Source organism: Rubinisphaera margarita (assembly GCF_022267515.1).
GTDB classification, from domain to species: domain Bacteria; phylum Planctomycetota; class Planctomycetia; order Planctomycetales; family Planctomycetaceae; genus Rubinisphaera; species Rubinisphaera margarita.
The window spans coordinates 889,562-915,342 of sequence record NZ_JAKFGB010000012.1 but is presented as its reverse complement, the minus strand read 5'-3'; the positions used below and the strand labels follow the sequence as shown (position 1 = coordinate 915,342).

23 protein-coding genes are annotated in these 25,781 nt (G+C 57.6%); 11 read left to right on the top strand and 12 right to left on the bottom strand.

Translation table 11 applies throughout. The features are described from left to right. Positions 1 to 16: 16 nt before the first annotated feature. Together L1A08_RS11960 and L1A08_RS22980 are read right to left on the bottom strand one after the other, a co-directional pair. The gene (locus L1A08_RS11960) at positions 17 to 769 is read right to left on the bottom strand and encodes a hypothetical protein (protein WP_238756636.1); all 753 of its coding nucleotides are present in this window, start codon (positions 767 to 769) and stop codon (positions 17 to 19) included. Between the two features lie 156 nt (positions 770 to 925). Continuing rightward, positions 926 to 1,048 carry an Hsp20 family protein gene (locus tag L1A08_RS22980; RefSeq protein WP_390896877.1) on the bottom strand — a complete coding sequence of 41 codons (123 nt, stop codon included), beginning with the start codon at positions 1,046 to 1,048 and terminating at the stop codon, positions 926 to 928. A gap of 322 nt (positions 1,049 to 1,370) precedes the next feature. On the opposite strand from L1A08_RS22980, the gene L1A08_RS11955 reads away from it, so the two are divergent. From L1A08_RS11955 to L1A08_RS11930, 6 genes are all read left to right on the top strand, one after another. After that, entirely contained in the window at positions 1,371 to 3,260 is a 1,890-nt protein-coding gene (locus L1A08_RS11955; RefSeq protein WP_238756635.1) for a PAS domain-containing sensor histidine kinase, read from the top strand. 18 nt (positions 3,261 to 3,278) lie between these two features. Beyond that, complete coding sequence (locus tag L1A08_RS11950) at positions 3,279 to 3,935, top strand: response regulator transcription factor (protein ID WP_238756634.1); 657 nt, start codon at positions 3,279 to 3,281, stop codon at positions 3,933 to 3,935. A gap of 231 nt (positions 3,936 to 4,166) precedes the next feature. Continuing rightward, entirely contained in the window at positions 4,167 to 4,589 is a 423-nt protein-coding gene (locus tag L1A08_RS11945) for a hypothetical protein (protein WP_238756633.1), read from the top strand. 58 nt (positions 4,590 to 4,647) lie between these two features. After that, positions 4,648 to 5,124 (top strand): hypothetical protein, encoded by a 477-nt coding sequence (locus L1A08_RS11940; RefSeq protein ID WP_238756632.1) that lies wholly within the window; start codon positions 4,648 to 4,650, stop codon positions 5,122 to 5,124. Between the two features lie 137 nt (positions 5,125 to 5,261). Next, positions 5,262 to 6,140: a universal stress protein gene (locus L1A08_RS11935; protein ID WP_238756631.1), complete on the top strand. Its 879-nt coding sequence runs from the start codon at positions 5,262 to 5,264 to the stop codon at positions 6,138 to 6,140. Positions 6,141 to 6,323: 183 nt separating this feature from the next. After that, positions 6,324 to 6,704 (top strand): hypothetical protein, encoded by a 381-nt coding sequence (locus L1A08_RS11930; RefSeq protein ID WP_238756630.1) that lies wholly within the window; start codon positions 6,324 to 6,326, stop codon positions 6,702 to 6,704. A gap of 26 nt (positions 6,705 to 6,730) precedes the next feature. Here the strand turns inward: L1A08_RS11930 and L1A08_RS11925 are convergent, their stop codons facing one another. After that, positions 6,731 to 6,997, bottom strand: a complete 267-nt coding sequence (locus L1A08_RS11925) for a hypothetical protein (protein WP_238756629.1) — start codon at positions 6,995 to 6,997, stop codon at positions 6,731 to 6,733. A 177-nt stretch (positions 6,998 to 7,174) separates the two neighbouring features. On the opposite strand from L1A08_RS11925, the gene L1A08_RS11920 reads away from it, so the two are divergent. The 5 genes from L1A08_RS11920 to L1A08_RS11900 all read left to right on the top strand — a co-directional run bounded on the left by L1A08_RS11920 (position 7,175) and on the right by L1A08_RS11900 (position 14,959). Then, on the top strand, positions 7,175 to 7,939 hold the full coding sequence (locus L1A08_RS11920; RefSeq protein WP_238756628.1) for an ImuA family protein: 765 nt from the start codon (positions 7,175 to 7,177) through the stop codon (positions 7,937 to 7,939). Then, positions 7,863 to 9,380 (top strand): Y-family DNA polymerase, encoded by a 1,518-nt coding sequence (locus tag L1A08_RS11915; RefSeq protein WP_238756627.1) that lies wholly within the window; start codon positions 7,863 to 7,865, stop codon positions 9,378 to 9,380. Before L1A08_RS11920 ends, L1A08_RS11915 begins: the two co-directional genes overlap by 77 nt. A 411-nt stretch (positions 9,381 to 9,791) precedes the next feature. Then, entirely contained in the window at positions 9,792 to 12,971 is a 3,180-nt protein-coding gene (locus L1A08_RS11910; protein WP_238756626.1) for an error-prone DNA polymerase, read from the top strand. A 36-nt stretch (positions 12,972 to 13,007) separates the two neighbouring features. After that, positions 13,008 to 13,640, top strand: a complete 633-nt coding sequence (locus L1A08_RS11905; RefSeq protein ID WP_238756625.1) for an SOS response-associated peptidase — start codon at positions 13,008 to 13,010, stop codon at positions 13,638 to 13,640. Positions 13,641 to 13,687: 47 nt separating this feature from the next. Beyond that, a complete protein-coding gene (locus L1A08_RS11900; protein ID WP_238756624.1) occupies positions 13,688 to 14,959 on the top strand; it encodes a sialidase family protein in 1,272 nt (423 codons plus the stop codon). A 34-nt stretch (positions 14,960 to 14,993) separates the two neighbouring features. Here L1A08_RS11900 and L1A08_RS11895 read toward each other — a convergent pair whose 3' ends face one another. The 9 genes from L1A08_RS11895 to L1A08_RS11855 all read right to left on the bottom strand — a co-directional run bounded on the left by L1A08_RS11895 (position 14,994) and on the right by L1A08_RS11855 (position 25,750). Further along, the gene (locus L1A08_RS11895) at positions 14,994 to 15,863 is read right to left on the bottom strand and encodes a hypothetical protein (protein ID WP_238756623.1); all 870 of its coding nucleotides are present in this window, start codon (positions 15,861 to 15,863) and stop codon (positions 14,994 to 14,996) included. A 64-nt stretch (positions 15,864 to 15,927) separates the two neighbouring features. After that, the gene (locus L1A08_RS11890; protein ID WP_238756622.1) at positions 15,928 to 16,602 is read right to left on the bottom strand and encodes an FMN-binding negative transcriptional regulator; all 675 of its coding nucleotides are present in this window, start codon (positions 16,600 to 16,602) and stop codon (positions 15,928 to 15,930) included. Between the two features lie 70 nt (positions 16,603 to 16,672). Continuing rightward, positions 16,673 to 17,557: a sugar phosphate isomerase/epimerase family protein gene (locus L1A08_RS11885; RefSeq protein ID WP_238756621.1), complete on the bottom strand. Its 885-nt coding sequence runs from the start codon at positions 17,555 to 17,557 to the stop codon at positions 16,673 to 16,675. Between the two features lie 11 nt (positions 17,558 to 17,568). Then, positions 17,569 to 18,594, bottom strand: a complete 1,026-nt coding sequence (locus L1A08_RS11880; protein ID WP_238756620.1) for a zinc-binding dehydrogenase — start codon at positions 18,592 to 18,594, stop codon at positions 17,569 to 17,571. Further along, complete coding sequence (locus L1A08_RS11875) at positions 18,591 to 19,304, bottom strand: orotidine 5'-phosphate decarboxylase / HUMPS family protein (RefSeq protein ID WP_238756619.1); 714 nt, start codon at positions 19,302 to 19,304, stop codon at positions 18,591 to 18,593. Before L1A08_RS11875 ends, L1A08_RS11880 begins: the two co-directional genes overlap by 4 nt. Before the next feature lie 128 nt (positions 19,305 to 19,432). Next, on the bottom strand, positions 19,433 to 21,499 hold the full coding sequence (locus L1A08_RS11870; RefSeq protein ID WP_238756618.1) for an FAD-dependent oxidoreductase: 2,067 nt from the start codon (positions 21,497 to 21,499) through the stop codon (positions 19,433 to 19,435). A gap of 13 nt (positions 21,500 to 21,512) precedes the next feature. Further along, positions 21,513 to 23,774 (bottom strand): exo-alpha-sialidase, encoded by a 2,262-nt coding sequence (locus L1A08_RS11865; RefSeq protein WP_238756617.1) that lies wholly within the window; start codon positions 23,772 to 23,774, stop codon positions 21,513 to 21,515. Between the two features lie 123 nt (positions 23,775 to 23,897). Continuing rightward, positions 23,898 to 24,890 (bottom strand): DUF1559 domain-containing protein, encoded by a 993-nt coding sequence (locus tag L1A08_RS11860; protein WP_238756616.1) that lies wholly within the window; start codon positions 24,888 to 24,890, stop codon positions 23,898 to 23,900. A gap of 203 nt (positions 24,891 to 25,093) precedes the next feature. Next, positions 25,094 to 25,750, bottom strand: a complete 657-nt coding sequence (locus L1A08_RS11855) for a potassium channel family protein (protein ID WP_238756615.1) — start codon at positions 25,748 to 25,750, stop codon at positions 25,094 to 25,096. Positions 25,751 to 25,781: the final 31 nt, after the last annotated feature.

Here is a 25,781-nt window from a genome sequence, read left to right as displayed (position 1 = left end):
CAGGGATCCCGCACCGCTAGAAGCTCGCCGTAGTAGACGTTTCCCGCGCGTGCGGATGGAGGATGCGTTTGTTCGCGTCGGGAGTCAGCCACACCCTGACCGGAAGAGGGTTTAAAGCGTTCTGGTCAGAAAGAATGCCCCAGGGCGTTCCACGCAGAATCGCGAGTATGAAAAGGAGATTGATCAGGCATTCATCATCATCCTGCCGGCTCGGGTGAACCTTCGAGGCATCATGGTTCTCCCCGTACGTCCCCCACATCTCGCGATCAGGCACAAAGCCGAGAAGCTCGACGCGATCGTTATGAATCGCGCTGAAGATACGATCCATCTCTGTGCATGGGAGGAAGTTGTGCATTCGGTCCATCCTGGACTCAAGATCGGCGTCATTGGGCATTTCGATGAACGGCATCAGCGGGGTCAAATGAAGATGCGGACCAATATAGATCAGTTCATGCCCGAGAGTCGGTATTCGGACCTGGCTCATTCCACGCGAGGTCAAAAAGCAAGCCAGCGTCGAGCTTCCGAGGTCGTCGAGAGTCGTCCCGTTCAGCAATTCCCGCGCGGGGGCAAGCAACTGCTTCGCACGGACGGCATCGGTCCACCACATTCTTACGGTACGCTCTGACTGGTCGAGCAGTTCCCGGAACCGCGAACGTGTCTGCGAGCGGTTCCCCAAACGCCCGGGACCGGGCAGATACACAGTGATCGCCGGGAGTTCGCAGACGGCGGCCAGGCGGCGGATGTCGGACAAACTGATTTCAGTAGACATGAGAGTGGCCTCTTCTGATATGTCCCGCTGAACGACTCAGGTAAACGACCAGGAAGAAAAGCAAAGGGCCCGGCCAGACCGAACTCGAGGATCTGAACCCGCAGGACAGACTCGGAACGGATTCCCCGCACGGAGCCGGGCCCTTTGTTTCCGATGTTACACCGACTCTCTTATGGAGAACTTGTAGGCCTTCGCCTCTTCGCATTTCGGAAGAATGACATGCAGCACCCCGTTCTTAAGCTCTGCGGCGATGGCATCCTGTTCGACATCCCAGGGAATATCGGAAGGAGCTTCGCCTGCAGCGTTCGAGCCGGTGATACAGCTCTTCCATATCCTCGTTCAGTGATCGGAACGGTGGTTTCAGAAACCCTCCGGCTTCCCCCAGAGTCTCTTGTGAGAGCAGCGTTGGACAGGATCACGCTCCTTAAGTTCGATGAAAACGGACACCGGCGAAGATCGCCCCGGCACGACCTGGAAGCTTTGGGGGCACTGCACAAATCAACGCCATCAGTCTCCATAACTCGATCGCCTGACAACATCCAGGATCCCAGATCCTTCCTGTAGCGAGTTTTACTACAGCCGGTTTTGGTAAGGCAGTATGATGCCTGACGCCTATAATCTGAGCGGACTTATTCTGCGCCCTGCTAATTTCGACTGGATCGCGATGACCGACCCCGCGGCGAATGCTGAGACTCTTCTTCAGCTGCTTTGCAGACTGATCGACGAAACGATCTCGACTCCCGAAGATCTCCTGAGGACTCTGGATGCAATCGAATTTGCTCTACTTGTGACGACGCCGCGTGGGGAGGAATGTCCGGTCATCTTTGCCAATCAGGCGGCTGCTGAACTAACAGGATATTCGGTCGAAGAGCTGCTGGACCGTGATCCACGATTTCTGCAAACGGACGACGGCAATCAGGGATCTCTGACGACGCTGCGAGCCGCAGTCGCAAGAGGAATTGACTGTCGCGTTGTTGTGCGGAACTATCGAAAAGATGGTAGTCTGTTCTGGAACGAGATCACTCTGATCCCGATTCGAGCGACGGATGGATCACTGAAGTACTTTGTCCAACTGCTCAAAGATGTTTCGAACTACGAGAAAGTTGAGACCGAAAAGCAGACCGTGGAGAACACGCTGCGATCGATTCTCAGTTCGTCGGCCGACGCCATCATTACAATTGATCAACGAGGCATCATTCAGGACGCCAACGCCGCGACGGAGGACATTTTCGGCTACTCCCTGCAGGAGTTACTTGGCCAGAACGTAAGCATCCTTATGCCCTCGCCCGACCGGGAGCAACACGACTCATATCTCAGACGTTACCTGGAAACGGGGGAAGCCCGGGTGATCGGAATCGGTCGTGAAGTAACGGCGCGTCATAAGACCGGAAGAACATTCCCGGCTGAGATTGCCATCGGCCAGGTCCCCGGCAAGAAACTCTTTACAGGCATCGTTCGAAACCTGACGGAGCGAAAGCAGAATGAAGAGGCCCTGCGTCGCGAGCATCAGTTGAATGAGAACATCATCGCAACGAGCCGGGGCGTGATCCTCATTCTGTCTCCGGACGGGACGATCGTGCAGTACAACTCATTTCTGGAAGAGCTCTCCGGATGGCCGCTGGAAGAGACGCGAGGAGAAGAGTGGGCCGATATTTTCCTGCCGGAGGCGGATCGCGAGCCTTTCCGGCGGCGGTTTTACGCAGCCATCAACGGCCAAACGGTTCAGTCATTCAGTCCTGTGCTTCTTACCCGTTCCGGAGAGCGACGGCTGGTTGAGTGGGAAGCCGTCCCCATGACATCTCGGACGGGCCAGATCGTTGCCCTGCTTTGCACTGGCCAGGATACGACCGAGCGGCAACGTCTTGAGCGAGAAGTTCTCGAAATTGCAGCCGAGGAACAACGACGGATTGGACAAGACCTGCACGATGTCGTCGGACAGGAACTGACCGGAATGGCGATGCTGGCCGAAACGTTGACGCTTGCTCTGCGCAAAGATGAAAATCGCCATATCAGAATTGCCGAGAAGATATCACGAGGCGTGAGCGAAGCCTTGACCAAAATCCGGCTTCTGAGCCGCGGCCTAAACCCGGTTGATATCGATACCCAGGGGCTCATGGCGGCGCTGGGGGCGACCGCTCGCCGGATCCGGGAGTTTCACGGGATTGACTGCGAATTTCAATGTCCGGAGACAGTTCCGATTCCGGACAACATCGTTGCGAATCAGCTGTACCGGATCGTCGAAGAGGCCACGACCAATGCCATTAAACATTCCGCGGCGTCCCGAATCATCATTCGACTCGAGCAATCGGACGATGCGATCGAACTGGCGGTCATCGACAATGGAGTTGGGATCCAGAACCCAAGGGACGGTGGGCTTGGGTTGCGAATCATGAACTATCGTGCCAATCGCATCGGTGGGATTCTGACAGTGGAGTCGGCTCCGGAGCAGGGAACATCAGTCACATGTCGGATCGCTTCAGGAAATCTTTAGAAGACGGGCGGGCACTTAATGTCGGGACATCCCCAAAAGATCGCGATCATTGATGACCATCCTGCCGTGCGGGACGGGTTGGCGACGAGGATCTCGCTGGAAGACGATCTGACTGTTTGCGGTGAAGCTGAAGATGTCGCCGATGGACTCGAGTTGATCCGTCGTACGGGACCGCAGGTGGCGGTGGTGGACATCTCTCTCAAATCGGGGAACGGTCTCGACCTGATTCGCCAGGCCCGCGCAGAGAACGAGTTCGTCCGCTTTCTGGTGTGGTCGATGTACGACGAGGATCTTTATGCCGACCGCGCTCTTCGGGCGGGGGCTATGGGGTACATCAACAAGCAGGCCGCTACGGACAGTATCGTGACCGCGATCCGGAGTGTACTTGACAACAAGATCTATCTTTCTTCTGAGATGTCGTCGACCCTGCTTCACCGGCTGGTCATGGGACAGTCCGGTCTTCAGAACCAGCCGGAGGACGCTCTGTCCGATCGCGAGCTTCAGGTCTATGAACAGATCGGCCTGGGACGGACGACTGTAGAAATCGCCGAGGCGCTGACTCTCAGCTCAAGCACAATTGAGACCTATCGAGCCCGTATTAAGCAGAAGCTCGATTGCCATTCGATGGCCGACCTGGCCCGCCGCGCTTCCCAGTGGGTGCTCGAACGCGGCTGAACCTGCCGACACCTGCTGACAAGCCGGACCAGGCTTCCCTTCCACGTGTGGCGAATTTCTCGACACGCCATCAGCAAGTTTCCAGACAGACTCCTCGGAGATTTATATTTACGATCGCTCCAGTCAGGAAACGGGTTTCCATCCTCTGTGCCCTCGCGAGCCTGCCCGCACAGTTCTCGCTATCTCATCCTGCTAGTGAGGCACGGCCGTACCACCTGAAAGGAGATACCGATGAAACCAAAGTCCCTTCAATCCGTACCGAATGACGTCTTCGATACAACCAGAATCGAGTCGGCGATTAAGGATCTTTCGACGTTCTGGAATGAAGTTCACGAGCTCGGCCGAGGACCGATGTTTGAGGAGTTCGGTCGACGCATCGACGAGTTGAGGCAGAGGCTGGTAGAACACTTCGTCTACACCGAACAGCGACTGGAGTCCCTGAGAGAACTCGGCGAGCCGATCGCCACCTCCGAATTTGATCAAATTCTACGGCAGCACGCGGAGTTCCTTGACCGTCTCGCGGTTGATGTCGAGCGACTCAGAGCCCAGGAAACGCCTTTCATGAACTGGGTGGATGTCGGGCGGGAGTTCGACCTCCTCGTGGAACGGCTCGATCAGATTGAACGCAACGACGAGACCGTGGTTGATCGATAAGTCATCGTTCTACTCTTCCTGAACACATTGCGTCCTTTTCAAGAAAGCGAACCCCTCGATGAAACAGACACGATTCGTGACACTGGTCGGGTGCACGGCCGCGGCCCTGTTCTTTTCTGCGTTTATCAGTCCCAGTTTGCGGGGAGAATCTGACGAGTCTAAACCCAAGTCGAATAAGGCTGAGACGAAACGACCCGTTGCAGATGCTCCCGGGGATCAACTTCTCCAGCACTTCATGCGGGAGAAACTCAAGGCCTCTACAGATATTCTGGAGGGACTGACAACCGAAGACTTCCGTCTCATCGGGAATGGAGCCAGTCGGCTTTATAAAATGAGCACAGTCGAGAAATGGAACTATTCCAACGATGCGATGTACCGTCAATTCAGTAGCGAATTTCAACGCGTGACCCACGACCTGATTAAGGCCTCCGATGATCGCTCTCTGGACCGGTCTGCTTTAAAATGGATCGACGTGACGATGAAGTGCATCGAATGCCACCGGTACGTTCGAGACACGCTCATTGTCGAAGATTAGAGCGGATCGATCTACCTGTCTCCGTGCATGAGCGAGTTTTCGCCTGATTGCATTTTATGCGAACGGAACCGTTGGTCCTTCAGGTACACTGATTCCATCAACTTCCAAGTCGCCGGCACCATGAAAGCAGGACACGTATGAAACTTCTGATTGGCATCGACGGTTCCGAGCATTCCCGGGCGAACGAAGACTTTCTGTTGGAAACACTCCGTGGCGAGGAGATGACGACCGAACTTGTCTCGGTTGTTCCCGTCCCCTCCGTGGCCGCTTATGGCTACGAAAACATGGATCTGCAGCAGAAGCTGACGGAATCGGCTCGGTATCAGGCTCGTGTCGACCTGGAGCAGGCGGTCGGGCGGTTCAAAGGTTCCGGCTGGCAGCCCTGGGAAGTTCTGTTAGAGGGGAATCCGGCGCACGAGATCGTCGCTCGAGCCAGTAAGGACAACGCGGATCTGATCGCGCTGGGAGCCCGCGGCTTCTCGGGATTCAAGAAGTTTCTTCTGGGAAGTGTTTCCTCGACCGTTGTTCGTCATTCTTCCTGTCCCGTGTTGCTCCATCGCCCCGCTGAATACACAACCCGCAGTCCGGAAACACTGCGGGTGATGCTGGCCTGCGATGGCTCCGAACCCTCGGATCGAGCGATTCAGTTTTTGAAAGAGATTCCCTGGCGTTGCAGGATTGAACTGCTCATCGTGCGTGTCATCCATCTGGTGGAAGCGTTCAATGTCGATGCTTTGCAGCACTCCAGCGCCGAGTGGAAACGGGAAGTGGAGCTTTGCCAGCAGTTTCTCGATGGAACGAAGGAAGTGCTCTCCGACGTTTCCGATTCGATTGAGACACAACTCCACCAGAGTGGAAACATCTCCGAAGAGATCCTGCAGGTCGCCGATCGCTGGAAACCGGAACTGATCGTCGTCGGCCATCAGGGACACGGGGCGATCAAACAGTTCCTGCTCGGTAGTGTCGCCTATCGAGTCGCCGGGCACGCCCCCTGCTCAGTACTTGTGGTCCGCTGATTATGAAGGAATCGTGATGCATCGGCTCGTCCCGGTCGATCGCTTCAGCACGTAGCTCCACGACGGGTCCCGTTCGCAGGGAGGAACCAACGTCCCGGGCTCAGCCGATCGGGGCCCGTGTAAGATTCCCGGCGTTGTGGCCGATTATCCGAACAGTCACAGTGGAGCAGAGGAGTCCGTCAGGTGAAATCATTCCAGCTTGATCCCGATTCCTTGGACGAGGTCGTCAAAGGATGGCCCGTTCTGGTTGTCGCGCTGCTTCTTGGTTCGGTCATCGCGTCGTTCACGCAGTTTCATCCGTGGGCTCGAATTCTGATTCCATCCGCTCTGGGGCTGGTTCTTGGAATCCGAATGATCCCACAACTCTGGCGGAACCATCCGACGGCTCGTCATATCTGGTTGCTCGCCATTGGCATGATTGCCTGTTTGGTCGAAGCCGTCCTCAACATCGCCTTTCCGCGTGGTCTCGACGGCGATTTCCACTTCGTGTGGTTGGTCATCGCGTTTGTTTCCCTTCTCGCTTTCGCAGTGGTGAATCGAAAGAACAGGGACGTCGTTCAATAGACGAAGATCATCACTCGGCCTTTCCGTTATACACGCCCATTTTTCCCGTCTCCGGCAAGTGCTTTTTCAACCGGAACTCCGGCGGACCTCACCGGTTTACAGGCCGATCTGAGCGAGTTGCCGACATACTCCCGGGAGAGAGGATGCTCGCTGGTGCGGTTGACGATCTCCCGCCCGAGTTCAACCACTCGGCCCAGCTTGCCCGGCGGCAGCGGCTTCTCACTCTTTTCAGAAGAGAAAACACTGCTGATCGGCAGCAACATGAACAGGGGAAGCAGAATGCCAATTCGCATGAGATCTCACTGTTTTTCAGGGCATTTTCGGGATGACGGAACTGTTTCAGTATCTCGCGAAACGTGCCGGAAGGCTGTGATCCGGGTCACATTTCCTCCAGAAAGTGCCGTTGACAACCGATGGATTGATGGACAAACTCAAATTATATCCGTTTGTCCATATTGGTATATTTCACGATGTCTGCCTCCACGTCCCGATCCTTGGTTCTCGAACAGTTGCGAGCGCAGCTGCACAAAACAGCCGGGCGAGATTTCGGCGGGCGATCGGAAGAAGAGGGAGCCCTTTCCCGGCTGCTGCCGGGGGGACGTTTCCCCGTTTGCGGGCTGGTCGAATGGCTGGCTGAACCGGGTTCTCTGGCCGGATCACTGGCCTTTGCGGCGAGTTCTGAAACTCTGCGGAGCGGCTGCCCGATTGTGGTGATCGATCCCGGAAACCGGTTCCATCCGCCGGCCATTCTCCGCCTTGGCTGGACGCTCGATCGGCTCCTGATTATCCGGCCGCGATCGACGCAGGAAGCTCTTTGGGCCGCCGAGCAGGCGTTGCGTTGTCCGGGAATCGGGGCGGTCTTCTGTTTGGGGCTCGATGTCTCCCGCTATCAGGCGAACACGGTTTATCGCCGGTTTCTACTGGCCGCCGAAACCGGGAAGACACTCGGCTTCCTGGTGCAGAACACGGCTCATGCAGCCGGATCACGCTGGGCCGACCTCCGATTGCGGATCGAGCCGTTGCCGACATCGGGACTGATGGAGAGACGACCGTTACGAATTCAACTTGAAGGAGGACGAGCACAGGGACGCGTGCAGAGCCTGGAAGGAAACCGGGAAATACGAGTGCACTTTGACGAACTGACAGGACGCCTGACCGATGACAAGACGCATCGCCTGCCTGTGGCTCCCCCGCTGGTCCATTCAATGTTACCGCCAGGACAAGCCCGAGCATAAACGAACTCCGCTGCTGTTCTTCGAGAAGCTGGCCCGCGTTGGCGAGGTGGTCGTTCAGACTTCCGCCGATCTTGCCCGGGAAGGCATCCGCACGGGCATGCCGCTCACCGATGCCAAACTTCGCTGGTCGCAGCCGGTGCAGATTCTCGAAGCCAGTCCGGCTCGCGATTACCACGCGCTCCGCCGACTGGCGATCGCCTGCCAGTGCTTCAGCCCCATTGTCGGCATTGAAGAAACACCTCCGCTCGACAGCCTGCTGTTCGATCTGACCGGCTGCATTCATCTGTATGGCAGCGAGCGAGAGTTCTGTCGCCAGCTAATCACGTTCCTCAACGATCGTGGACTCGCAGGCCGCATCGCCATTGCTGATACGGTTGGCATGGCGTGGGGCGTGGCTCATTACGGCGTCCATCGCTCGAACAGTTTTCAGATCGTCGATTCCCAGAAGTCCTCACCACGACTGCCGGTGGAAGCGCTGCGCCTTTCGGACGCTCTGTCCGCTCGACTGCGGGAGTTTGATCTGAAAGAGATCGACCAGATTCTCCGGCTGCCGCGAGAATCGTTGAAGCCCCGGTTTGGCGAGGAACTTCCTGCGCGACTCGAACAGTTCCAGGGTCACCGAACCGAAGTCCTCGTTCCGGAAGTGTTGCCCGAACCGGTCTGGACCGATGAAGTTCTCGAGTATCCGATCACCGAGAAGTATCTCATCGAGATTGTGCTGAAACGGGTGCTTCAGGATTTGCTGGCTCAACTGGAGAAGCAGCAGCACGGCCTGTTACGACTGCAGGTTCAGCTGTTTAACGGGAAGGAACCTGTACTCGAGTTGACTCTCGGCACAATCCGCCCCACACTGGCCGAGCAGGAGCTGTGGAACCTGATCGCTCTCAAGCTGGAGACCATGCAGCTGCGTGTCGAGATTGACCGCGTTGTGCTGCGAGCCGCGGAAACTGCATCGCTCCGCTTTCGTCGCCGCACGTTGTTCGAAGACGATTCGACGATCGAAACCCGCGAGTACGAAACACTCATCAACCGACTCACCACGCGTCTCGGCGATCAGGCGGTCTTGAAAGCGGAACTGGTCGAAGACGTCCAGCCCGAACGGAGCGTGAGTTTCACCCCGGCTCTGGAACCTCCGATGGCGGTGCGAAAGAACGAATCCCTCTTCTCCCGCCCGCTACGGCCGCTGTCACTGTTCTCCGAGCCGATCGCCATCCGGGTGAATTCCGTGATCCCGAACGGTCCGCCGTTGCGGTTCTGGTGGGATCAACAGGAACACATCGCCGAGATCACCTGGGGCCCCGAACGACTTGAAACCGGCTGGTGGCGGGACGATGCCATCCGCCGCGATTACTACCGCGTCGAAACCACGACCCACCAGCGATTCTGGCTCTTTCGAAGAAGGGAACAACGCGACTGGTACTTACACGGCTGCTTTGATTAATCCCCGCAGGACACGAAGGGATGGCACAGAGATTCATCTCTGTGTTGCGCAGCAACAGGAGGCTTGTCTTCACCGCTCTTCGTGAATTCACATTATGAATCATGCCAAAGGGGTAGCCCCGGTTGATTCAACCGGGGTGGCGAAGCCACAAGAGGTCCATCAACACGCCTTCAATTTGAATTGATCGTTGGAACCTCTTGCCGACTGCGTCGGCCCCGGTAGCGGAGCAACCGGGGCTACCCGGCAAAACTCTCGTTGCTGTAAGTCCCGCGCCCGCAACAAAGGCCGGCAATCACGTACCTGGACTGACTGAAAACAGATCGAAGACAAACCGCTTGTGACTTCGTCACTCAGAGATGAATCTCTGGGCCATCCTTATAAATACCTGACCTGCACCACTGATTGCCCCGAATGCCCGAACTCGCCTTTGAGAAAGCTCGACAGGTTCACCCCGAGATTCATGCTCAGCGGGCCGGATCGCGGGAAGACCGCGCGCTGCCGTTTGCCGAACTGCAGTGCAAGTCGAACTTCTCGTTTCTGGAGGGAGCCTCGCATCCGGATGAGCTGGTCGAACGAGCGGCCGAACTTGGCTACCGGGCGATGGCAATCACCGATCGCAACACGCTCGCCGGGGTTGTTCGGGCTCATGTGGCCGCGAAACAGGCCAGCCTCAAGCTGCTGATTGGAGCCGAGATTACTCCGGTCGATGCTCCGCCTGTTGTTCTGCTCTGCATGAACCGGAATGGTTACAGTCAGTTATGTCGGCTCATCACCCGCGGCCGCACCCGGGCAGAGAAGGGGAGTTGTGAACTTCGATTCCGGGACCTGACCGAGTTCTCCGCCGATCTGATTGCCTGTGTCCCGCTGCTGGCCCGGCCGACGGAGTCGACCGTCAACTGCAGTGTCGACGATCTGATCCGTTACCGGGAACTCTATGGGGATCGCTGTTACGGACTGGCCCATCGCCATCTGACCGATCGGGATGACTATCTGCTGGCCGAGCAGCTGCAGACCGCGAAAGCCGCCGGCGTTCTCCCCGCCGCTTCCAACGATGTTTACTATCACGTGCCCGGCCGTCGCGTCCTGCAGGATGTGCTGACCGCCACCCGCCATCGTTGTGCCGTCGCCGACCTCGGACTGCGGATGTTTCCCAACGCGGAACGATACCTCAAATCGCCACAGCAGATGCAGTCTCACTTCGGAAGTCATCCCGAGTTGATTCGTCGCACGGCTGCCATTGCCGATTGCTGCCAGTTCTCGCTCGATGAACTCCGTTACGAATATCCCGAAGAACTCTGCCCGCCCGGCCTCACGGTCTCGCAGTATCTGAACGAACTCACCTGGCAGGGAGCTGCGGAACGTTACCCGGACGGCATCCCGGACAACGTCCGACAACTCGTCGAGCATGAACTCGAATTGATCTCCGAGCTCCATTACGAAGCCTACTTCCTGACGGTGTACGATCTCGTCCGCTTCGCCCGCAGCCGAGACATTCTCTGTCAGGGGCGCGGGTCAGCCGCCAACTCCGCCGTCTGTTATTGCCTCGGCGTCACTTCGGTCGACCCGGCTCGCATCGATGTGCTGTTCGAACGCTTCATATCCAAAGAACGCGATGAAGCTCCCGATATCGACATCGACTTCGAGCACGAACGCCGCGAAGAAGTGCTGCAGTACATCTACGAGAAATACGGCCGCGAACGAGCCGGGATGACAGCCACGCTCATTACCTACCGTCTCAAATCGGCGATGCGGGATGTCGGCAAAGCGCTCGGACTCTCACTCGACAGCATCGATCGGCTCGCGAAGAACTTCGAACGGTACAACGAAGTGAATAAGGTCGGCCGGCGAATGGAGGAAGCGGGGCTGTCTCCGGACTCCGGTCTCGGCCAGCTGATACACCGGCTTGTCATCGACATCCTCGGCTTCCCCCGGCATCTGTCGCAGCACACGGGCGGCATGGTGATGACCAACAGTCCCCTCTGCGAGATCGTGCCAATCGAGAATGCTTCGATGCCTGGACGGACGGTCGTGGAATGGGACAAGGATGATCTCGACGCTCTCGGCATCCTCAAAGTCGACTGTCTGGCACTCGGCATGCTCACCGCCGTGCGAAAGTGCTTCGATCTTCTGGAACGGCATTATCAACGTCCGTTGACTCTGGCGACAGTGCCGGCGGAAGATCCGGCGACTTATGAAATGATGCAAAGAGCCGACACGATCGGCGTCTTTCAGATTGAAAGCCGGGCTCAGATGAGCATGCTTCCCCGGCTCAAGCCGAAAGAGTTCTACGATCTCGTCATCGAAGTTTCGCTGGTCCGCCCCGGGCCGATTCAGGGAGACATGGTCCATCCCTATTTACGACGACGGGATGGACTGGAAGCGGTCGAGTATCCCAGTGAAGAAGTGCGGCAGGTGCTGCATCGCACACTCGGCGTACCGATCTTTCAGGAACAGGCGATGAAACTCGCCGTGGTGGCGGCCGGCTTCACGCCGGGCGAAGCCGACCAATTGCGACGGGCCATGGGGGCCTGGCGAAAGTCGGGAGTGATGGATGCTTTTCATCAGAAGCTGAGTCAGGGAATGCAGGCTCGCGGTTACAGCGAAGAGTTTGCCGAGCGGCTCTTCAACCAGATTCGCGGCTTTGGCGAATACGGTTTCCCAGAATCGCATGCGGCCAGCTTCGCGCTGCTGGTTTATGTTTCTTCCTGGCTGAAGTGTCACTATCCCGATGTCTTTCTGGCAGCGATGCTCAACAGCCAGCCGCTCGGGTTCTATCAGCCGGCCACGCTTGTCCGGGATGCTCGCGAGCATGGCGTTGAAATTCGGCGAGTTGATGTCAACTCCAGCGACTGGGACTGCACACTGGAGCAGAAACCCAGCGCCAGACATCGATCGGTCCGGCTCGGTTTCCGCATGGTGAGTGGTCTGAAACAGAGCGAAGCCGAGAAGATTGTCGCGGCTCGGGGAGATCGGCCTTACCTCAGTATCGATGATGTCGCCAACCGGGCCGGCGTTTCTAACAGCGTGCTCTCCCGACTGGCCCGAGCCGACGCGTTTGGATCGCTCAAGTTGAGCCGCCGCGAAGCGCTGTGGGAATCGTTGCCGGAACGTTTCACGCAAACCCTGCTCGAATCGCAATCGAATGACGCTCTTCCGAAAGCATTGCCGGGAATGGCTCCGCTGGCGGAAGTGGTGCACGACTATCGTCACACCGGACTGACGCTCAAACGCCATCCGGTTTCATTCATTCGTTCGCGTTTGAAACAGATGAAAGCTCTTCCGGCCGCCGCTCTGGAAACGTACCCCGCTGATCGCAAAGTGAAAGTCGCCGGGTTGATCCTGTTGCGACAGCGACCGGGAACCGCCAAAGGGATTACCTTCATGACGCTGGAAGACGAAACCGGCATCACCAATCTCGTCGTGCATCCCAACACCTGGGAACGCTTCCGCGTCACGGCTCGCACGGCGACCGCGATGATGGTCCGTGGAATTCTCCAGCGGGAGTCGTCGGTCGTGCACGTGGTCGTCGATCGCATGTGGGATTTGTCGGAAGAATTCTCCCGCATCGGCAAGTCGCGAGACTTCAGCTGAATTGCGAAGACCGCGTCAATCGAGTTCAATAGTGGGATGTGCCATCGATACAACGTCAATGTCAGCCCGGCCATGCTCGCCGAGATCTTCGATGTCGTCCGCAATGAATGCCACGACGACTTCGATCAGGATCTCTACCCGCTCTCGATGGGACCGGTCGTTCGTCTCGATGCCGATGGCGAACGCGAACTTGTGCCGATGCAATGGGGCCTGCTTCCTCCATGGTGGAAGCCTTCCGCGAAGTCAAAGTCCCGCAAATCGTTCCAGCGGCAGTGCTTCAACGCCCGCTCCGAAACGGTGCACGAAAAGCCGACGTATCGAGCCGCTTTCAAGTCCCGCCGTTGTCTAATCCCCGTTCTTCGCTTCGATGAGAAAGAGCACTGGTTCGCCCAGCCGAGTGGAGAGCCATTCGCGTTCGCCGGACTGTGGGAACGCTGGCGTAACGACGAAGAAACGGTGGAGTCGTACACGTTCCTCACCACCGAACCAAACCCGCTGATCGCCAGTGTCGGGCACCACCGCATGCCGATCGTTCTAACCAGCTTTGAAGACCAGACCCGCTGGTTGAGTCCCGATGTCATCGACAGGGAACCGCTGGCAGGCCTGCTCCATCCGGCCGGACCGGACGTGCTTGTGGAATTCAACCAGAAGCGACGGACGCTGTTTTAAAGTCGATACACTTCATTCCCTTTCATGAATACGAGGAGAAGACGCCGATGCAGAATCGCTCTGAAACTTCTTTTGGTCGCGTCACTCGCCGCACATTCCTCGGCACATCGGTCGCCGGCACGGTTTCGCTCATCAATCCGCTCCCCAGCCGGGCAGGCGAACCATGCAGCCCCCGGGACATCAAAACGATTACCACTGGCCCGAAGGGCTATTGTGGCTGGCCGACTGTTACACGCCGAACCAATGGGGAGCTGATCGTTGTCTGGTCGGGAGACCGGGGCGGGCACGTCTGTCCGTTCGGGGCTGTGCAGATGATGCGATCAAACGACAATGGCGAAACCTGGACCTGGCCCCGAACAATTCTCGACGGAGCCATCGACGACCGGGATGCGGGCATTCTCGAAACGTCGCGCGGAACATTGCTTGTGACGACGTTCACTTCACTGGCTTACGAACCGCTGCTCAACGCGGAGCTGGAACGAATCTCCGAGAAGAAAAACAAAAAGAAGAACAAGACAAACGCTGAAGAGCAGGAACTGGAACAGGATGACGACGAGAAGGAGAAGAAAAAGGTCAAACCCTGGCCGAAAAAACGCCTGAAGCAGTGGATGGCCGCCCACAACCGCCTCTCGGATGAACAGCGACAGCAGGAACTGGGAGAATGGATGATCCGGTCGACCGATGGTGGGCTAACCTGGTCAGAGCGATATCCGACCATCGTCAACAGCCCGCACGGGCCCATCGAACTCTCGGACGGCCGATTGCTTTATGCAGGGAAAGAACTGTGGAACGGATCGAAAAGAATCGGCGTCTGCGTCTCTGAGGACGATGGCCTCTCCTGGTCCTGGCTGGCGGAGATTCCGACGCGCAGCGGCGATGATCCCGGAGCCTATCACGAATTGCATGCCGTCGAAGCGACTGATGGTCGAATCATTGTCCATATCCGCAACCACAACAAAGTCGACGCCAGTGCGACGCTTCAAAGCGAGTCCAGCGATGGTGGTCAAACCTGGTCGGAACCCAAAGCGATCGGCGTCTGGGGCTTCCCCTCGTTTCTCACGCGACTCCGAGACGGACGACTGCTCATGAGCTACGGCTATCGTCGAAAGCCGTACGGAAATCTCGCTCGCGTCAGCACCGATTGCGGTCATAGCTGGTGCGAACCGATCACGATTTCCGATGACGGACCAGGCGGCGATCTGGGATACCCCAGCACGGTCGAACTCGATGACGGCACACTGTTGACGGTCTGGTACGAAGGCATCGGCAACGGGCATCACGCCGTTTTGCGTCAGGCCCGCTGGACTCTCGACGCCTAAGTCGTCACCGTCTCAAACCGTTGAACGCAGGTGGTTATCGTGGCACCAGTCGCATGCCGAAGCCACGGTACAGCAGCTTGAGATCATCCTGCGCCCAAGCCTCTTCGCCGACGTCGGGGTCGACCATCAAGACATAGCCATCCTCTTTGAATTCTCGGAGGATGACGCTGTGCAGATCGCCCCGACGCCAGCCATAGTCGTCTTCGTAGACACTGGGGATCTCACCGAACTGCGGCAGACCGACGCTGAGAATGATCCAGCCGGGGGTGAGTGACTTGAGATCTTCGTAATCGCCGTGGAAGACTTCGACCCGCCAGGGAGTCCCTTCCGTTTTGAGTGCCAACCCCCGATAAAGCCCCTGCCATGCCGTTCCTTTTCTCGTCAGACACAGCTGAATCATCTCGGCTTCGGTTGCCGGGATCTCGTGCTGCAACAAAACCGTTGCGGCACAGGCCGGGGAACAGGTGACGTCGCTGGTCTGGAAACAGATCCCGTTGGTCACAGGGACATTTCGCGAGACAGGAACATCACCCCATAGCGGATGGAGCAGGCTGACGATCCCGAGCAGAAAGAAGACACCCGCGTTCACACTCCGCCGAGCAAGGGAACCAGGAATCGAGCGAAACGCGGTCCCCGCTCCCAGTCCGGCAAACAGGCTGAGCCAGTTCCCGTATAGAATCACGTTTCTGGTTTGCAGTACCTCGATTAACCACGGGGCGTCCTGGATCCAAAGAAACCAGATTGCCCCCATGATCAGCACCAGACTCAGGAAGAGGGGGCGTCCGCGACGCGTCAGTCGCCCGGCGATGAAGTAGCCAAGGCCGAAACAGACCAGCGACGCTACCAGCATGACCGCGAACGCGATCAGCAAGTCCGGCTGGCGAAGTGATTCAAGCCCCTGCATTGTGGTGTCCCGCGGGAAAAATGAGCGCGAAGTTTTCAGCCGAGAAGACAGACCGCACAGGGCGTCAATCGTCCGGATTGGCGTCGAGATGTTCTCTCGCGAACGTGGCCATCTCAGTAAGACCGGCCTGATCCAGTCCGGCAATCACACCGAGCTGATCCTCATCCGAGCGATTCTGGCCGAGTTTGAACTTCCCTTCAAGTCGAGTAACGGTCATTTCAAATCCGACGATCGCCTGCTTCAGCTGGTCGTCGAGATCCGGGGGGAGATCGTTCTGCCACGGCTGGTCGGCGTCGGCTTCGTATTTGATCGCCATTCGCCTCAGAAAGTCATCGAGCCACGCCGGCTCGGTTTGCAATGTGACCGTGCCGTAGGCATGGACGACGGCGTAGTTCCAGGTCGGCACAGCTGGCTTCGCCCCTGAATACCATCGCGGCGAAACATAGGTGTGCGGCCCGTGAAAAATCGCCAGCGATTCGCCGGACTGCTCGAGGCTTCTCCAGTGCGGATTCGCCTTCGCAAAATGCCCATGGAGTGTGCCGAACGGGCCTGCGGTCCGGTCAAGAAGCAGCGGAAGGTGAGTGGCAAAGGGCACACTGTCGACCGTCGTGATCAACGTCGCAAAACTGTACCGCTCAATGAACTCATGCAGCGTTTCAGAATCGTCGACCTCAAACGAGGAGGGGATATACACGTTGTCATCCAATTGAGCAGGAGGTTTGATGGGCCATACGTCCACACAAGGACACCGATTCCAGCCGCCCCGTTCGGACGGTTCGGCTGCGTGCCGACTGTTGCCCGCGGTGCGGTTATCCCCAGTGCTCGACTATCTTCTTCCGTAGAAACGAAACGCTCCGTTTCAGCTGGTCGATGCCGTCCACGCCGTCTTCGATGCTGATCCAGCCGTTGAAGCCCTTTCCGCGGAGTTCGTCGAAGATGGCATCGTAGTCATTGAGGCCCTGGCCGATTTCGCCGTGGCGGAGGCGTTTGGCGTAGCCGGCTGAGCCTCCTTCTTCGCGACGCAAATCTTCGATCGTGCCTTCAATCAGGTATCGATCGCTGGCGTGCATCGTCAGAACCCGATGTGAGACCCGCTTCAGCAGTTCGAGTGGATCTTCGCCCGCCAGGTAGGTGTTGCTGGGATCGTAGTTCACGCCGAAGTTCGGATGCTGAATCGCATCGACGAGCAGGCAGAAGACGTCCATCTTCTGGGCGAACTCGGGGTACTCCCAGAAATCGTCCTTGTAATGATTCTCGAGAATCAACGTCACGTTTCTCTCTTCGGCGTAGGGGAGGCAGGCCTCGATCGATGCCGCGGCTAGTGCGACGCCTTCGTTGATCGAAAGTTCCGGGCGTCGTTGTCCGCTGAGGACGCGGCAGTAGCTGCCGCCGAGGACGTGCGTCATATCGATCCATCGCTTCTGCTTCTCGATCTCCCGCTCACGAAATGAAGCGTCGGGATGAGTGAAGTCAGGCGAGCAGCACATCATGGGAATGGTCTTGCCGATCGCTTCAACCTGTTCGCGAAACTTCGGCCAGTTCGACTCGTCCTCCATTTCGAGGAAGCCGGCGTACCATTCGAGGCCATCGACATCAAGATCGGCGGCAAGGTCAATCCACTCCGAGACGGTCATCGTGCCCTCTTTACAGAGGGCCTGCATGTAGGCTTTGGGGAAGGCGGCAAGCTTGGGCATAAGGCAGGCAATCAGACAGGTTTGAGGACGGCTTTGACGACTTCGCCGTGATGCATTTTCTCGAAGGCTTCGTGCCATTCGGTAATCGGCCAGACGCCGCCGATAATCGGACGGACATCGAGCTGGCCGCTGGCGAGCAGGGCGATAACCCGTTCCCAGATCGGCCAGTTGTGACTGAAGCTCCCCTGCAGGGTGACATTTTTCTGCACCATGGGATCGAGATTGAAGTTCAACGGCTGTGGACCCCATCCGACTTTGCTGATCCACCCGGCCGGCCGCACGATGTCGATGGCGATCTTCAAGGTGGCACTGGCTCCGGCGGCATCGATCACCCCATCACAGCCCAGACCATCCCGTTCGCGGGCCCATTCGGTTGCATCGCCAATGATGACATCGCAACCGTACTGTCGGGCGATCTCTAGACGTTGGGCATCCTGTGGCAGTCCAACGACAGCCACCTGAGCACCGCACAACCGGGCCATCGCGGCACAGAGAATCCCGATTGTTCCTGGTCCGAGCACAACAACACGATCGCCAGGCTCGATGCTGGCGTTCTTCACCACGGCGTTGTAGGCCACACAACACGGCTCGGTGAGACAGGCCTGCTCGAACTGCAGATCGTCGGGCACGTGATGAAGAATTCGAGAGGGAACGCGGACGTACTTCGTCATGGCGCCGTTCACGCCGTACCCGAAGCCCTTTCGTGTCGGATCCAAGTTATACAGTCCGCGGCGGGTCATCGGATTGTCGGCACTGATAATGGCGGCTGTTTCGGAGACAACCCGGTCGCCCTCTTTCCAGCCGGCGACATTCGCTCCCGTCCTGACGATATGCCCGCCGAATTCGTGACCAAGCACGACGGGATAGTTGACTGGCCAGGAATGATCGGCGGTCCATTGGTGCAGATCGCTGCCGCAGACACCGACATTGGCGACCTCAAGAAGAACGTCTTCTGCACCGATCTCGGGGACATCGATCTCACGGATCTCGACGGAGCCCTTTTTGGGGGCATAATTCACAACGGCTGCTGATTTCATGAACGCGTCCTGACTTCCTGTTGATGAACCGCATCACAGATCAACTTGAGTGACTCTTCGAGATTCCCGTCTGCCGTCTTGAAGGCATCGGCATCGATGGTCAGCGGAGCTCCCAGAACCACAAGCGGAGCTCCGTACTCCGGGCAGGCAATCGCCTGTTCAAGGGAAAGCCCACCGACTGCCTGCACGGGAACAGACACCGCTTCAACAACCTTTTTCAGTTGATCGAGCGGACTGGGCATGCGATGTCCCGCTGCGGCGATGCCGCGTCTCTCATCGTAGCCGATGTGATGAATCACGTAATCGCAGCCGAGATCTTCGAGTTCCTTCGCCCCGGCAACCATGTCGGGACAGCCGAGGTTGTCGCCCATGACCTTTGCTCCAAAATCTCGGCCCGCCTGAACGACACACTTGATCGTTTCGGGGTGAGCCCGGGCCATCACGACGACATGCGTTGCGCCGGCTTTGGCCATCATTTCGGCTTCGAGATAACCACCGTCCATTGTTTTCAGGTCGGCGACGATGGGAACATCGGGAAACTCCTGCCGTAGAGCGCGAACTCCGTGCAGGCCTTCCGCGAGAATGAGAGGCGTACCCGCTTCGAGCCAGTCGACCCCGGCTCGCATGGCGAGATGAGCAGTCTCGATCGCTTCCTTGATATTCGTCAGGTCGAGTGAAATCTGAACGATCGGTCGGGTGATGTCTGTCATGAAAGATTGAGCCTGTGAAGCTTCAGGGAGGGCAAAATGCTCGAGGAATCAGTATACCTGACTGACTCGCGTTGTCGTGGATCGATGCGGCATAATCTGAACGCATACCCGGCGGGCAACACAAGCGATTACTTCCTGATCAGTTGAAACGCGTCCAGGATCACGAAGCCATCGGTCTGCGTGTTTGAAAGCGTGAGCGTCGTTTCCGACCCCGCCTCCAGAGTCACCGTCCCGATGGGGCGAAAGTGCTTACCGTCCGGCAGAGCCTGCGTCTGATCAACATTGAACTCAGTGGTGTTCGAACCACTCGTCACCGAAACCGGCACGGCAGTCGCCCGGGTCGGATGAGCGGAGTAAGCCATTCTCAGTTCGTATTCGCCCGCTTCTTCAGCGGTGAACTTGAACAAGGCAACCGACTGTCCATCAGCACGCTGGTCGTCGTGCACATACCCGCTGCCGATGTGCGGCTTGAAGTTGGTCGACCGCGCCCAACTCCCCTTCAGCGTGGCGTCCGCATCATCGAGAATGATGCCCGGAAGGGATTTCGGATCGATCGAAACAACCACTTCAGGCTCGGGCGGAAGCTCTGGGAGTTCGGGGAGTTCAAGCACCTGTCCCTGAGCAACCAGTCGGCTTCGCAGTTTGGGATACTCCAGCGACTGCACGGCTGAATCGAGTTTGGCTGCCATGGCTGCGGCGATTCCCGCGCTCTGGCCGAGAATCATCCAGGTTGGTTCAACACGCACAGAAGAAATCGCGACGTGCGTGCAGGACAACGCGACCGGCACGAGCAGGTTGTCGCATTCGTTCTGCCGGGGGAGAATCGAACGATACGGGATGTGATACGGATACCCGTTCCGTCGGCGGGGCATCCGCACCGGAAAGATCGTACCCTCATTGACGACGTAGCCGTCCTTCGTAGCAACGCGCTGGACATCGTGGGAATCGATCGGGAACGAAGAGACGACAATCGGATCATCCTTCTCGGGATTCCGGAGGATGTCGTTCTCAGTGAGCACGTACATGCCCTGCATCCGTCGTCCTTCACGGACATACAACTGCGGAGACCAGTGGTCGTACTCAGGAAACTCATCTTTGCAGAGGCCGAGCTCCGCCATCGCGTTTCGCAAATGCTCGGGAACAGCCGGGTCCGTAGTCAGGAAGTGATACATCTCCAGTGTGTACTGTTTGTGTTCTCCCCACATCTGCTGGCGTTCTTCCGCACTCGCTTCGCTCCAGCCGTTACAGCCTCCCACGAGCCCCATTGAAAACTGCTTTCCGATGCCGTTGTTGGCATCGAACTTGTTGCCGGGGAGCGGATAAAGATCCCACAACAGATGCGGTCGTTCTTCCCAGGCGAAGTAGCGGCGGACGACTTCGAAGCGAGCCGGGTCATAATTCTCCGGAGCAGGGAAGGGGACGCGATTCGCGGGATCCTTCGTCAGACAGAGCCGAAAGCTGTAGACCATCACACGATCATCACCCGCCTCAACCGGGCCGGCTTCCGTGGCGGTAATCAACGGGAGTGGATTCCCCTCGTCATCGAACCCATCGATCTGCATGCGGCCTTTGGGGAACTGACGCCCGGCCAGCGATTCGCCGTATTTCTCGCGGCCTTCACGTCCGATTGTCCAGCTGACTCCAGCCGCGGCCATCAGGTCGCCTTCGTAAGTCGCATCGATAAAGGTTTTTCCGCCGAAATGCCCCCGTTTGGTTTTCAGGGCCGTAATCGTGGCCCCGTCCTTCTCAACGGAATTCAAAACGCTCCCGGTCAGAACCTTCACGCCGGCTTCGTCGAGCATCTCCTTCGTGATCTTCGCCGCCACATGAGGCTCGTAGGTCCATTTCGAAGCATCTTTCACGCTGACATCGTAGGGCAGCTTGACCCCGCGCTGCCTGTAATCGGCTTCGATGCGGCGATGCCACTCGTCAAAGAGTCCCATGACCGTGCTGCGAACGGTCTGGTTGGAATCGCTGAAGCTCAGTCCGCCGGTATTCACGCCGCCGACATGGTCCGTCGGTTCGAGCAGGATGACCGAAGCTCCCTCACGGGCTGCGGCGATAGCTGCACAGAAACCACCAGGCGTCGAGCCATAGACGATCACATCGGCAGATTGAGCCGCCTGACCGGCTGCCTGCACGGCCGGTACGGACAACAAGGAAATCAACAGAAGAGTAACAATTCGGGTGAGCACGTTGAGGCCTTTCTTAATCGGCGATCATCATATCGAGGTCGTCCAGATCAACCTGAAGCACTTCCATTGTCTGCTTGGCTCCGGAGAAGGCGATCAGGAGTTGGCCATCGTGTTCGATCACGTGCGGATAGTCAATGTGCCGCTCTCCAACCAGGTAGAACAGGTCCGTGAAAACAACCCCGTCCCGACTGACGGCGAGCGTCAATGGATCACGCCGTTTCGGATTGGAGTTCGAGACGAGCACATAGTAATCGCGTGATGTGCGGAGTACGAAGAACTTGCTGGTCGCGTCGGGAAAGTTTGTTTTGACAATCGGCGACCACGTTCTGCCATTGTCTTCTGAGACCGTGCGCAACAGCCGTCCCGATCGACCATTATCCCGAATCAGCCCGACTATTGTTTGGCCGTCGGGTAACGTGTACCAGTACGGTTCTTCAGGCCGGCCTTTCGCGTTGTAGCTGGCCAGGGGGAAAATCTCCCACTGATTGAACGCCTCGTCTCCGCCAATCATCACCGAAACCTGCCGGACGTGGTCGCGCCGAGTCATCATAAATGGACCGGACGGGAGCCGCTTGGGCGGAAAATTGTTAAGCGTATCGTCGAGCACGGTGCCGTGTGGCTCCCAGGAACGGGAACGTTCATTCCAACGGAATGCTTCGAGGCTAAGTCCCTTCCCCGCGTATCCTGGAGCATCGAAATGACTCGCCAGAGCCAGCAGCTCGCCGTCTCGCACCCAGAATCCTCGGGCGATCCAGCCGAAGCCCTCAATCCGCGGAGGCCCGGACAGAGGAGCCGGTTCACTCCAGTTGATCCCATCCTGGCTCGTCGCAAACGAAACCCGATTATCAGCGAGGTCGTGCCCGGGGACGACATTCCGATGCTGCTCGGCGGTCAGTTTCTCGTTCCGTTTGCCGGGACCGTCGCTCCACATTGCCCAGTATCGACCGTTATGGTGCGTCAGATAAGCGTGTTGGTGCACCCAGTCGCCACCCCGATCGCGAACGTCACTGATCATCGCATGCTTCGACGGAACTTTTGGCAGCAATCGGTAATCGATCTTGTCGGGACCCGCTCCCGTTGTCTTCAGCTCCAGCATCTGTGAAGACCGAGGATCTGCCGAAGCAGTCTGTTGGACCTGCGGAAGTTTTGCCCCGTAATAGACACCCAGGTGCCGATTGTCGTCGAACGCAAAGTGCAGATACTCACCATCTTCGCTGACAAATCCATCCGGGTAATTCAATCGGCCTCGCGGTCCGTCGACAGATTCAGGCACGAGAACTCGCTGATAGGGCCAGGACTTCATGCCATCGAACGAAACCCACAACGCCAGTGGACTTCGATGTTTCGGGTTGGGATTGTGCAGCATCGCCACCGCGTCGCCTCCGAGGCCGTAGAGCGTCGCCTTCGATCCCGGGTTGGGGATGTCGGTCTTTGTGGCAAACTCCGGCCAGGTGCGGCCGCCATCGGTCGATTCCGCGTAGTAAAGCACTCCGCCGAGTTTGTCGGCCCGAATGATCATGGCAATCCGATTATTGCTGAGCTCAACGATGTTGTTCTCCGCCCAGCCGTGATAGTTCTCGTTGTCGGTCAACCGGATATCGCCATGTTCAGACCACGTCTTGCCGCCATCTTCACTGATGAGCACACCGTTACGGGGATCGGTCGGGGCGGAGAAACGCCGCTTTCCGGAGATCGATCGGGTCTCGGCGACCCGCAGGTAATGCTGAAACGGCAGCAGAATGCGACCATCGCTGGTGATGATGTGATTCCGGACAAACGTCCGATCATGCAGTCGGCCGGGGACTGGTTCGAGCTTACTCCAGGTGCGGCACGAGTCATCGCTGTGGGTCATCCACTCCTTCCAGTTGCCGAACGTTCCGTCGTGAGTCGCCACGAACATCGTGCAGCGTCCGTCCAGAACCATCAGTTCGGTCGGGATAAGGGCGGCGTTTTCATCTTTGCTCTTCACACCGAGATCAATCGGCTTCATCGCAGACCACGTTTCCCCTTCATCCTGACTGCGTGAGATAAAGATCCGATTCTGCGGCAGAGGCTCGGTGTTTCCTCCGCCGAGCATCACCATCACCCAAGAGCCATCGGGGACTTTGCGGAGCGTTGTATCGCAGGCGAGTTTATCGGGATGTTGTCCGTTAAAGATGATTGTCCGGCGGTCGTGCCTTGCATCTTTTTCGGGAGTCAATGGACCGGCCTCAACGGGGGAGAAGAGGACCTGTTGAGAGAGAAGAATAACCGTGGTGAACAGCAGCAATCGCATTGCAGACTTTCTCAGAGGGGACATCGAAGCAGAGCAGGTGAGGGCGATTGTAGCAGATGGGACTGCGCATAGAAAAAGGCCGGGAGGCGTGTCTTCTCCCGACCTTTTCCAACTCATTACCGATTAGAATTCGCCGAGGACCTCTTTGTCATTGCGATGGCGCAGACGACGGTAGGTTTCGAGAGCGATGTTCTCGGAGAGGAAACGAACCGCTCCATCCGCGAGGACCATCTGCAGACCGCCCTGATGGCAGCCCCAGGTTCCCCAGTCATCTCCCCACGGCTGGTTCGAGGTTCCGATGGCGTACGTGGCATTTCCGCCGCCATACGACTCAACATCGAACGGACGCAGCCCCGGATGCCAGCCAGCTGCCCCTGCGATATCTCGGGGCCCGATCCAGATTCCTCCCTGATAGTTACAGGTCTGGGTGCCACACGAGTTGGCGGTTGTCACATCGTTGTTGGTTCGTTCGAGACACATAATCGTGTTACTCGTTCCGTCTTTCACGCTGGCCATCCGCACACTCGAGTTCATGCAGAACATTGCTCCGGCGCGATCGATAGCCGCACGCGTTCCGGCATTGGCCAGGTAGTTATTGGTTCCGAAGTTCCCTTTCTCCGGATTCCGTCCCGTGCCGGCTTCCGTCGGACAGTTGTAGACCGACACAATCTGATTGGCCTCGGGAATCGGATCGTTCGCATTGCCGTCGTTGTTGGCATCCTGCCAGTGATGAGCGAAGTTATTCGTCGCCCCGCCGATGGCGTCGTAAAGAGCAGGCTCTTCGACATAAGGAAGGATGAGCGTACTCCATGCCAGACCATTCCGGTCTTCGCGGATCGTCGTCGGGCTGGAGCTGCCATCGTAGGTCAGGCCCGATGTGAAACCGCTGTTGTCGATGAAGCTGGGAGGGAAGACGAAGAAGGTATCGTGATAGTTGTGAAGGGCCAGTCCGATCTGCTTGAGATTGTTTTTGCAGGAACTGCGGCGAGCGGCTTCCCGGGCCTGTTGCACGGCTGGGAGAAGCAGAGCAACCAGAATGGCGATGATCGCGATCACCACCAGAAGCTCAATGAGTGTGAAACCGTCTTTTTGTCGTCGGAAGTGCAATGCAGGCATTGAGAAGCTCCTTGATCATCAGAACGAGACGAAAGCGAATGAAACATCAGCCGTTTGGAGAAGAGGTACGGCCCTGAGACATGCCTGAGTCTAGATATAAGCAGCCGGTGATGCAATGTTGCCTTTAGAGATTTGGCGGGGCACTGTGCGTCTGTTTCGGCATGAAAATCCGTTTCGGGAACCAGGTCACTCCAGTAGAGCCGCTATCGGGCTTTCGCCGCTCGCTCCAGAGATTCATCGTCTCCCGCGACCAGCAGGGTGTCCGAATCCTTGAGTTTTCGATCCGGGTCGGGAGACGGAACGATGTGATCTTCGAGAATGTCATGCAAAGCGACGACGGTGATATTGTAGTTCTGCCGCAGCTTCAACTCCCGAATCGTGCGGCCAAACCAGCTGTCTGGAACGCCCATTTCCTGGATACTGAATCCCGAGCCGAGACGGACATAGTTGAGCAGGGCGGAGCCGCTGATTCGCGTGGAAAGCGACAGCGCGGTGTCTTTCTCTGGAAAGATGGTATCCGTGACGCCGATTCGCTTCATGACGCGAGCATGTTCGTCGGAAATGACTTTGACATAGATGTCCTTGATCTTGAGATCAATCAGGGCCATCGTCGTTAACACGCTGGAGGCGATATCGTCGCCCGTGGAAACGATCGCCACATCGGCCTCGGACGCGCCGAGTCTTCGCAGCAGTTCGAGATCCGTCGAATCCCCCACGATCGCCTGCGAGATGTACGATGCGAGCCGGTCGACCACATCGCCATCCATATCCAGTCCAATCACGTCGTGACCGCTGTCTGTCAGCGTACGAGCCAGCGTGAATCCGAAGTTGCCCAGCCCCAGGATCACAAATCGTTTCATATTCCAGTTTCCTCAGACTCGTTCGATGTCT

Coding starts and splice junctions, on each gene's coding strand:
- L1A08_RS11855 (WP_238756615.1), bottom strand. CDS start 25,750: ATGAAACGATTTGTGATCCTGGGGCTGGGCAACTTCGGATTCACGCTG.
- L1A08_RS11940 (WP_238756632.1), top strand. CDS start 4,648: ATGAAACAGACACGATTCGTGACACTGGTCGGGTGCACGGCCGCGGCC.
- L1A08_RS11945 (WP_238756633.1), top strand. CDS start 4,167: ATGAAACCAAAGTCCCTTCAATCCGTACCGAATGACGTCTTCGATACA.
- L1A08_RS11925 (WP_238756629.1), bottom strand. CDS start 6,997: ATGCGAATTGGCATTCTGCTTCCCCTGTTCATGTTGCTGCCGATCAGC.
- L1A08_RS11865 (WP_238756617.1), bottom strand. CDS start 23,774: ATGCGATTGCTGCTGTTCACCACGGTTATTCTTCTCTCTCAACAGGTC.
- L1A08_RS11860 (WP_238756616.1), bottom strand. CDS start 24,890: ATGCCTGCATTGCACTTCCGACGACAAAAAGACGGTTTCACACTCATT.
- L1A08_RS11895 (WP_238756623.1), bottom strand. CDS start 15,863: ATGCAGGGGCTTGAATCACTTCGCCAGCCGGACTTGCTGATCGCGTTC.
- L1A08_RS11905 (WP_238756625.1), top strand. CDS start 13,008: ATGTGCCATCGATACAACGTCAATGTCAGCCCGGCCATGCTCGCCGAG.
- L1A08_RS11955 (WP_238756635.1), top strand. CDS start 1,371: ATGCCTGACGCCTATAATCTGAGCGGACTTATTCTGCGCCCTGCTAAT.
- L1A08_RS11910 (WP_238756626.1), top strand. CDS start 9,792: ATGCCCGAACTCGCCTTTGAGAAAGCTCGACAGGTTCACCCCGAGATT.
- L1A08_RS11885 (WP_238756621.1), bottom strand. CDS start 17,557: ATGCCCAAGCTTGCCGCCTTCCCCAAAGCCTACATGCAGGCCCTCTGT.
- L1A08_RS11920 (WP_238756628.1), top strand. CDS start 7,175: ATGTCTGCCTCCACGTCCCGATCCTTGGTTCTCGAACAGTTGCGAGCG.
- L1A08_RS11915 (WP_238756627.1), top strand. CDS start 7,863: ATGACAAGACGCATCGCCTGCCTGTGGCTCCCCCGCTGGTCCATTCAA.
- L1A08_RS11960 (WP_238756636.1), bottom strand. CDS start 769: ATGTCTACTGAAATCAGTTTGTCCGACATCCGCCGCCTGGCCGCCGTC.
- L1A08_RS11950 (WP_238756634.1), top strand. CDS start 3,279: ATGTCGGGACATCCCCAAAAGATCGCGATCATTGATGACCATCCTGCC.
- L1A08_RS11935 (WP_238756631.1), top strand. CDS start 5,262: ATGAAACTTCTGATTGGCATCGACGGTTCCGAGCATTCCCGGGCGAAC.
- L1A08_RS11880 (WP_238756620.1), bottom strand. CDS start 18,594: ATGAAATCAGCAGCCGTTGTGAATTATGCCCCCAAAAAGGGCTCCGTC.
- L1A08_RS11900 (WP_238756624.1), top strand. CDS start 13,688: ATGCAGAATCGCTCTGAAACTTCTTTTGGTCGCGTCACTCGCCGCACA.
- L1A08_RS11875 (WP_238756619.1), bottom strand. CDS start 19,304: ATGACAGACATCACCCGACCGATCGTTCAGATTTCACTCGACCTGACG.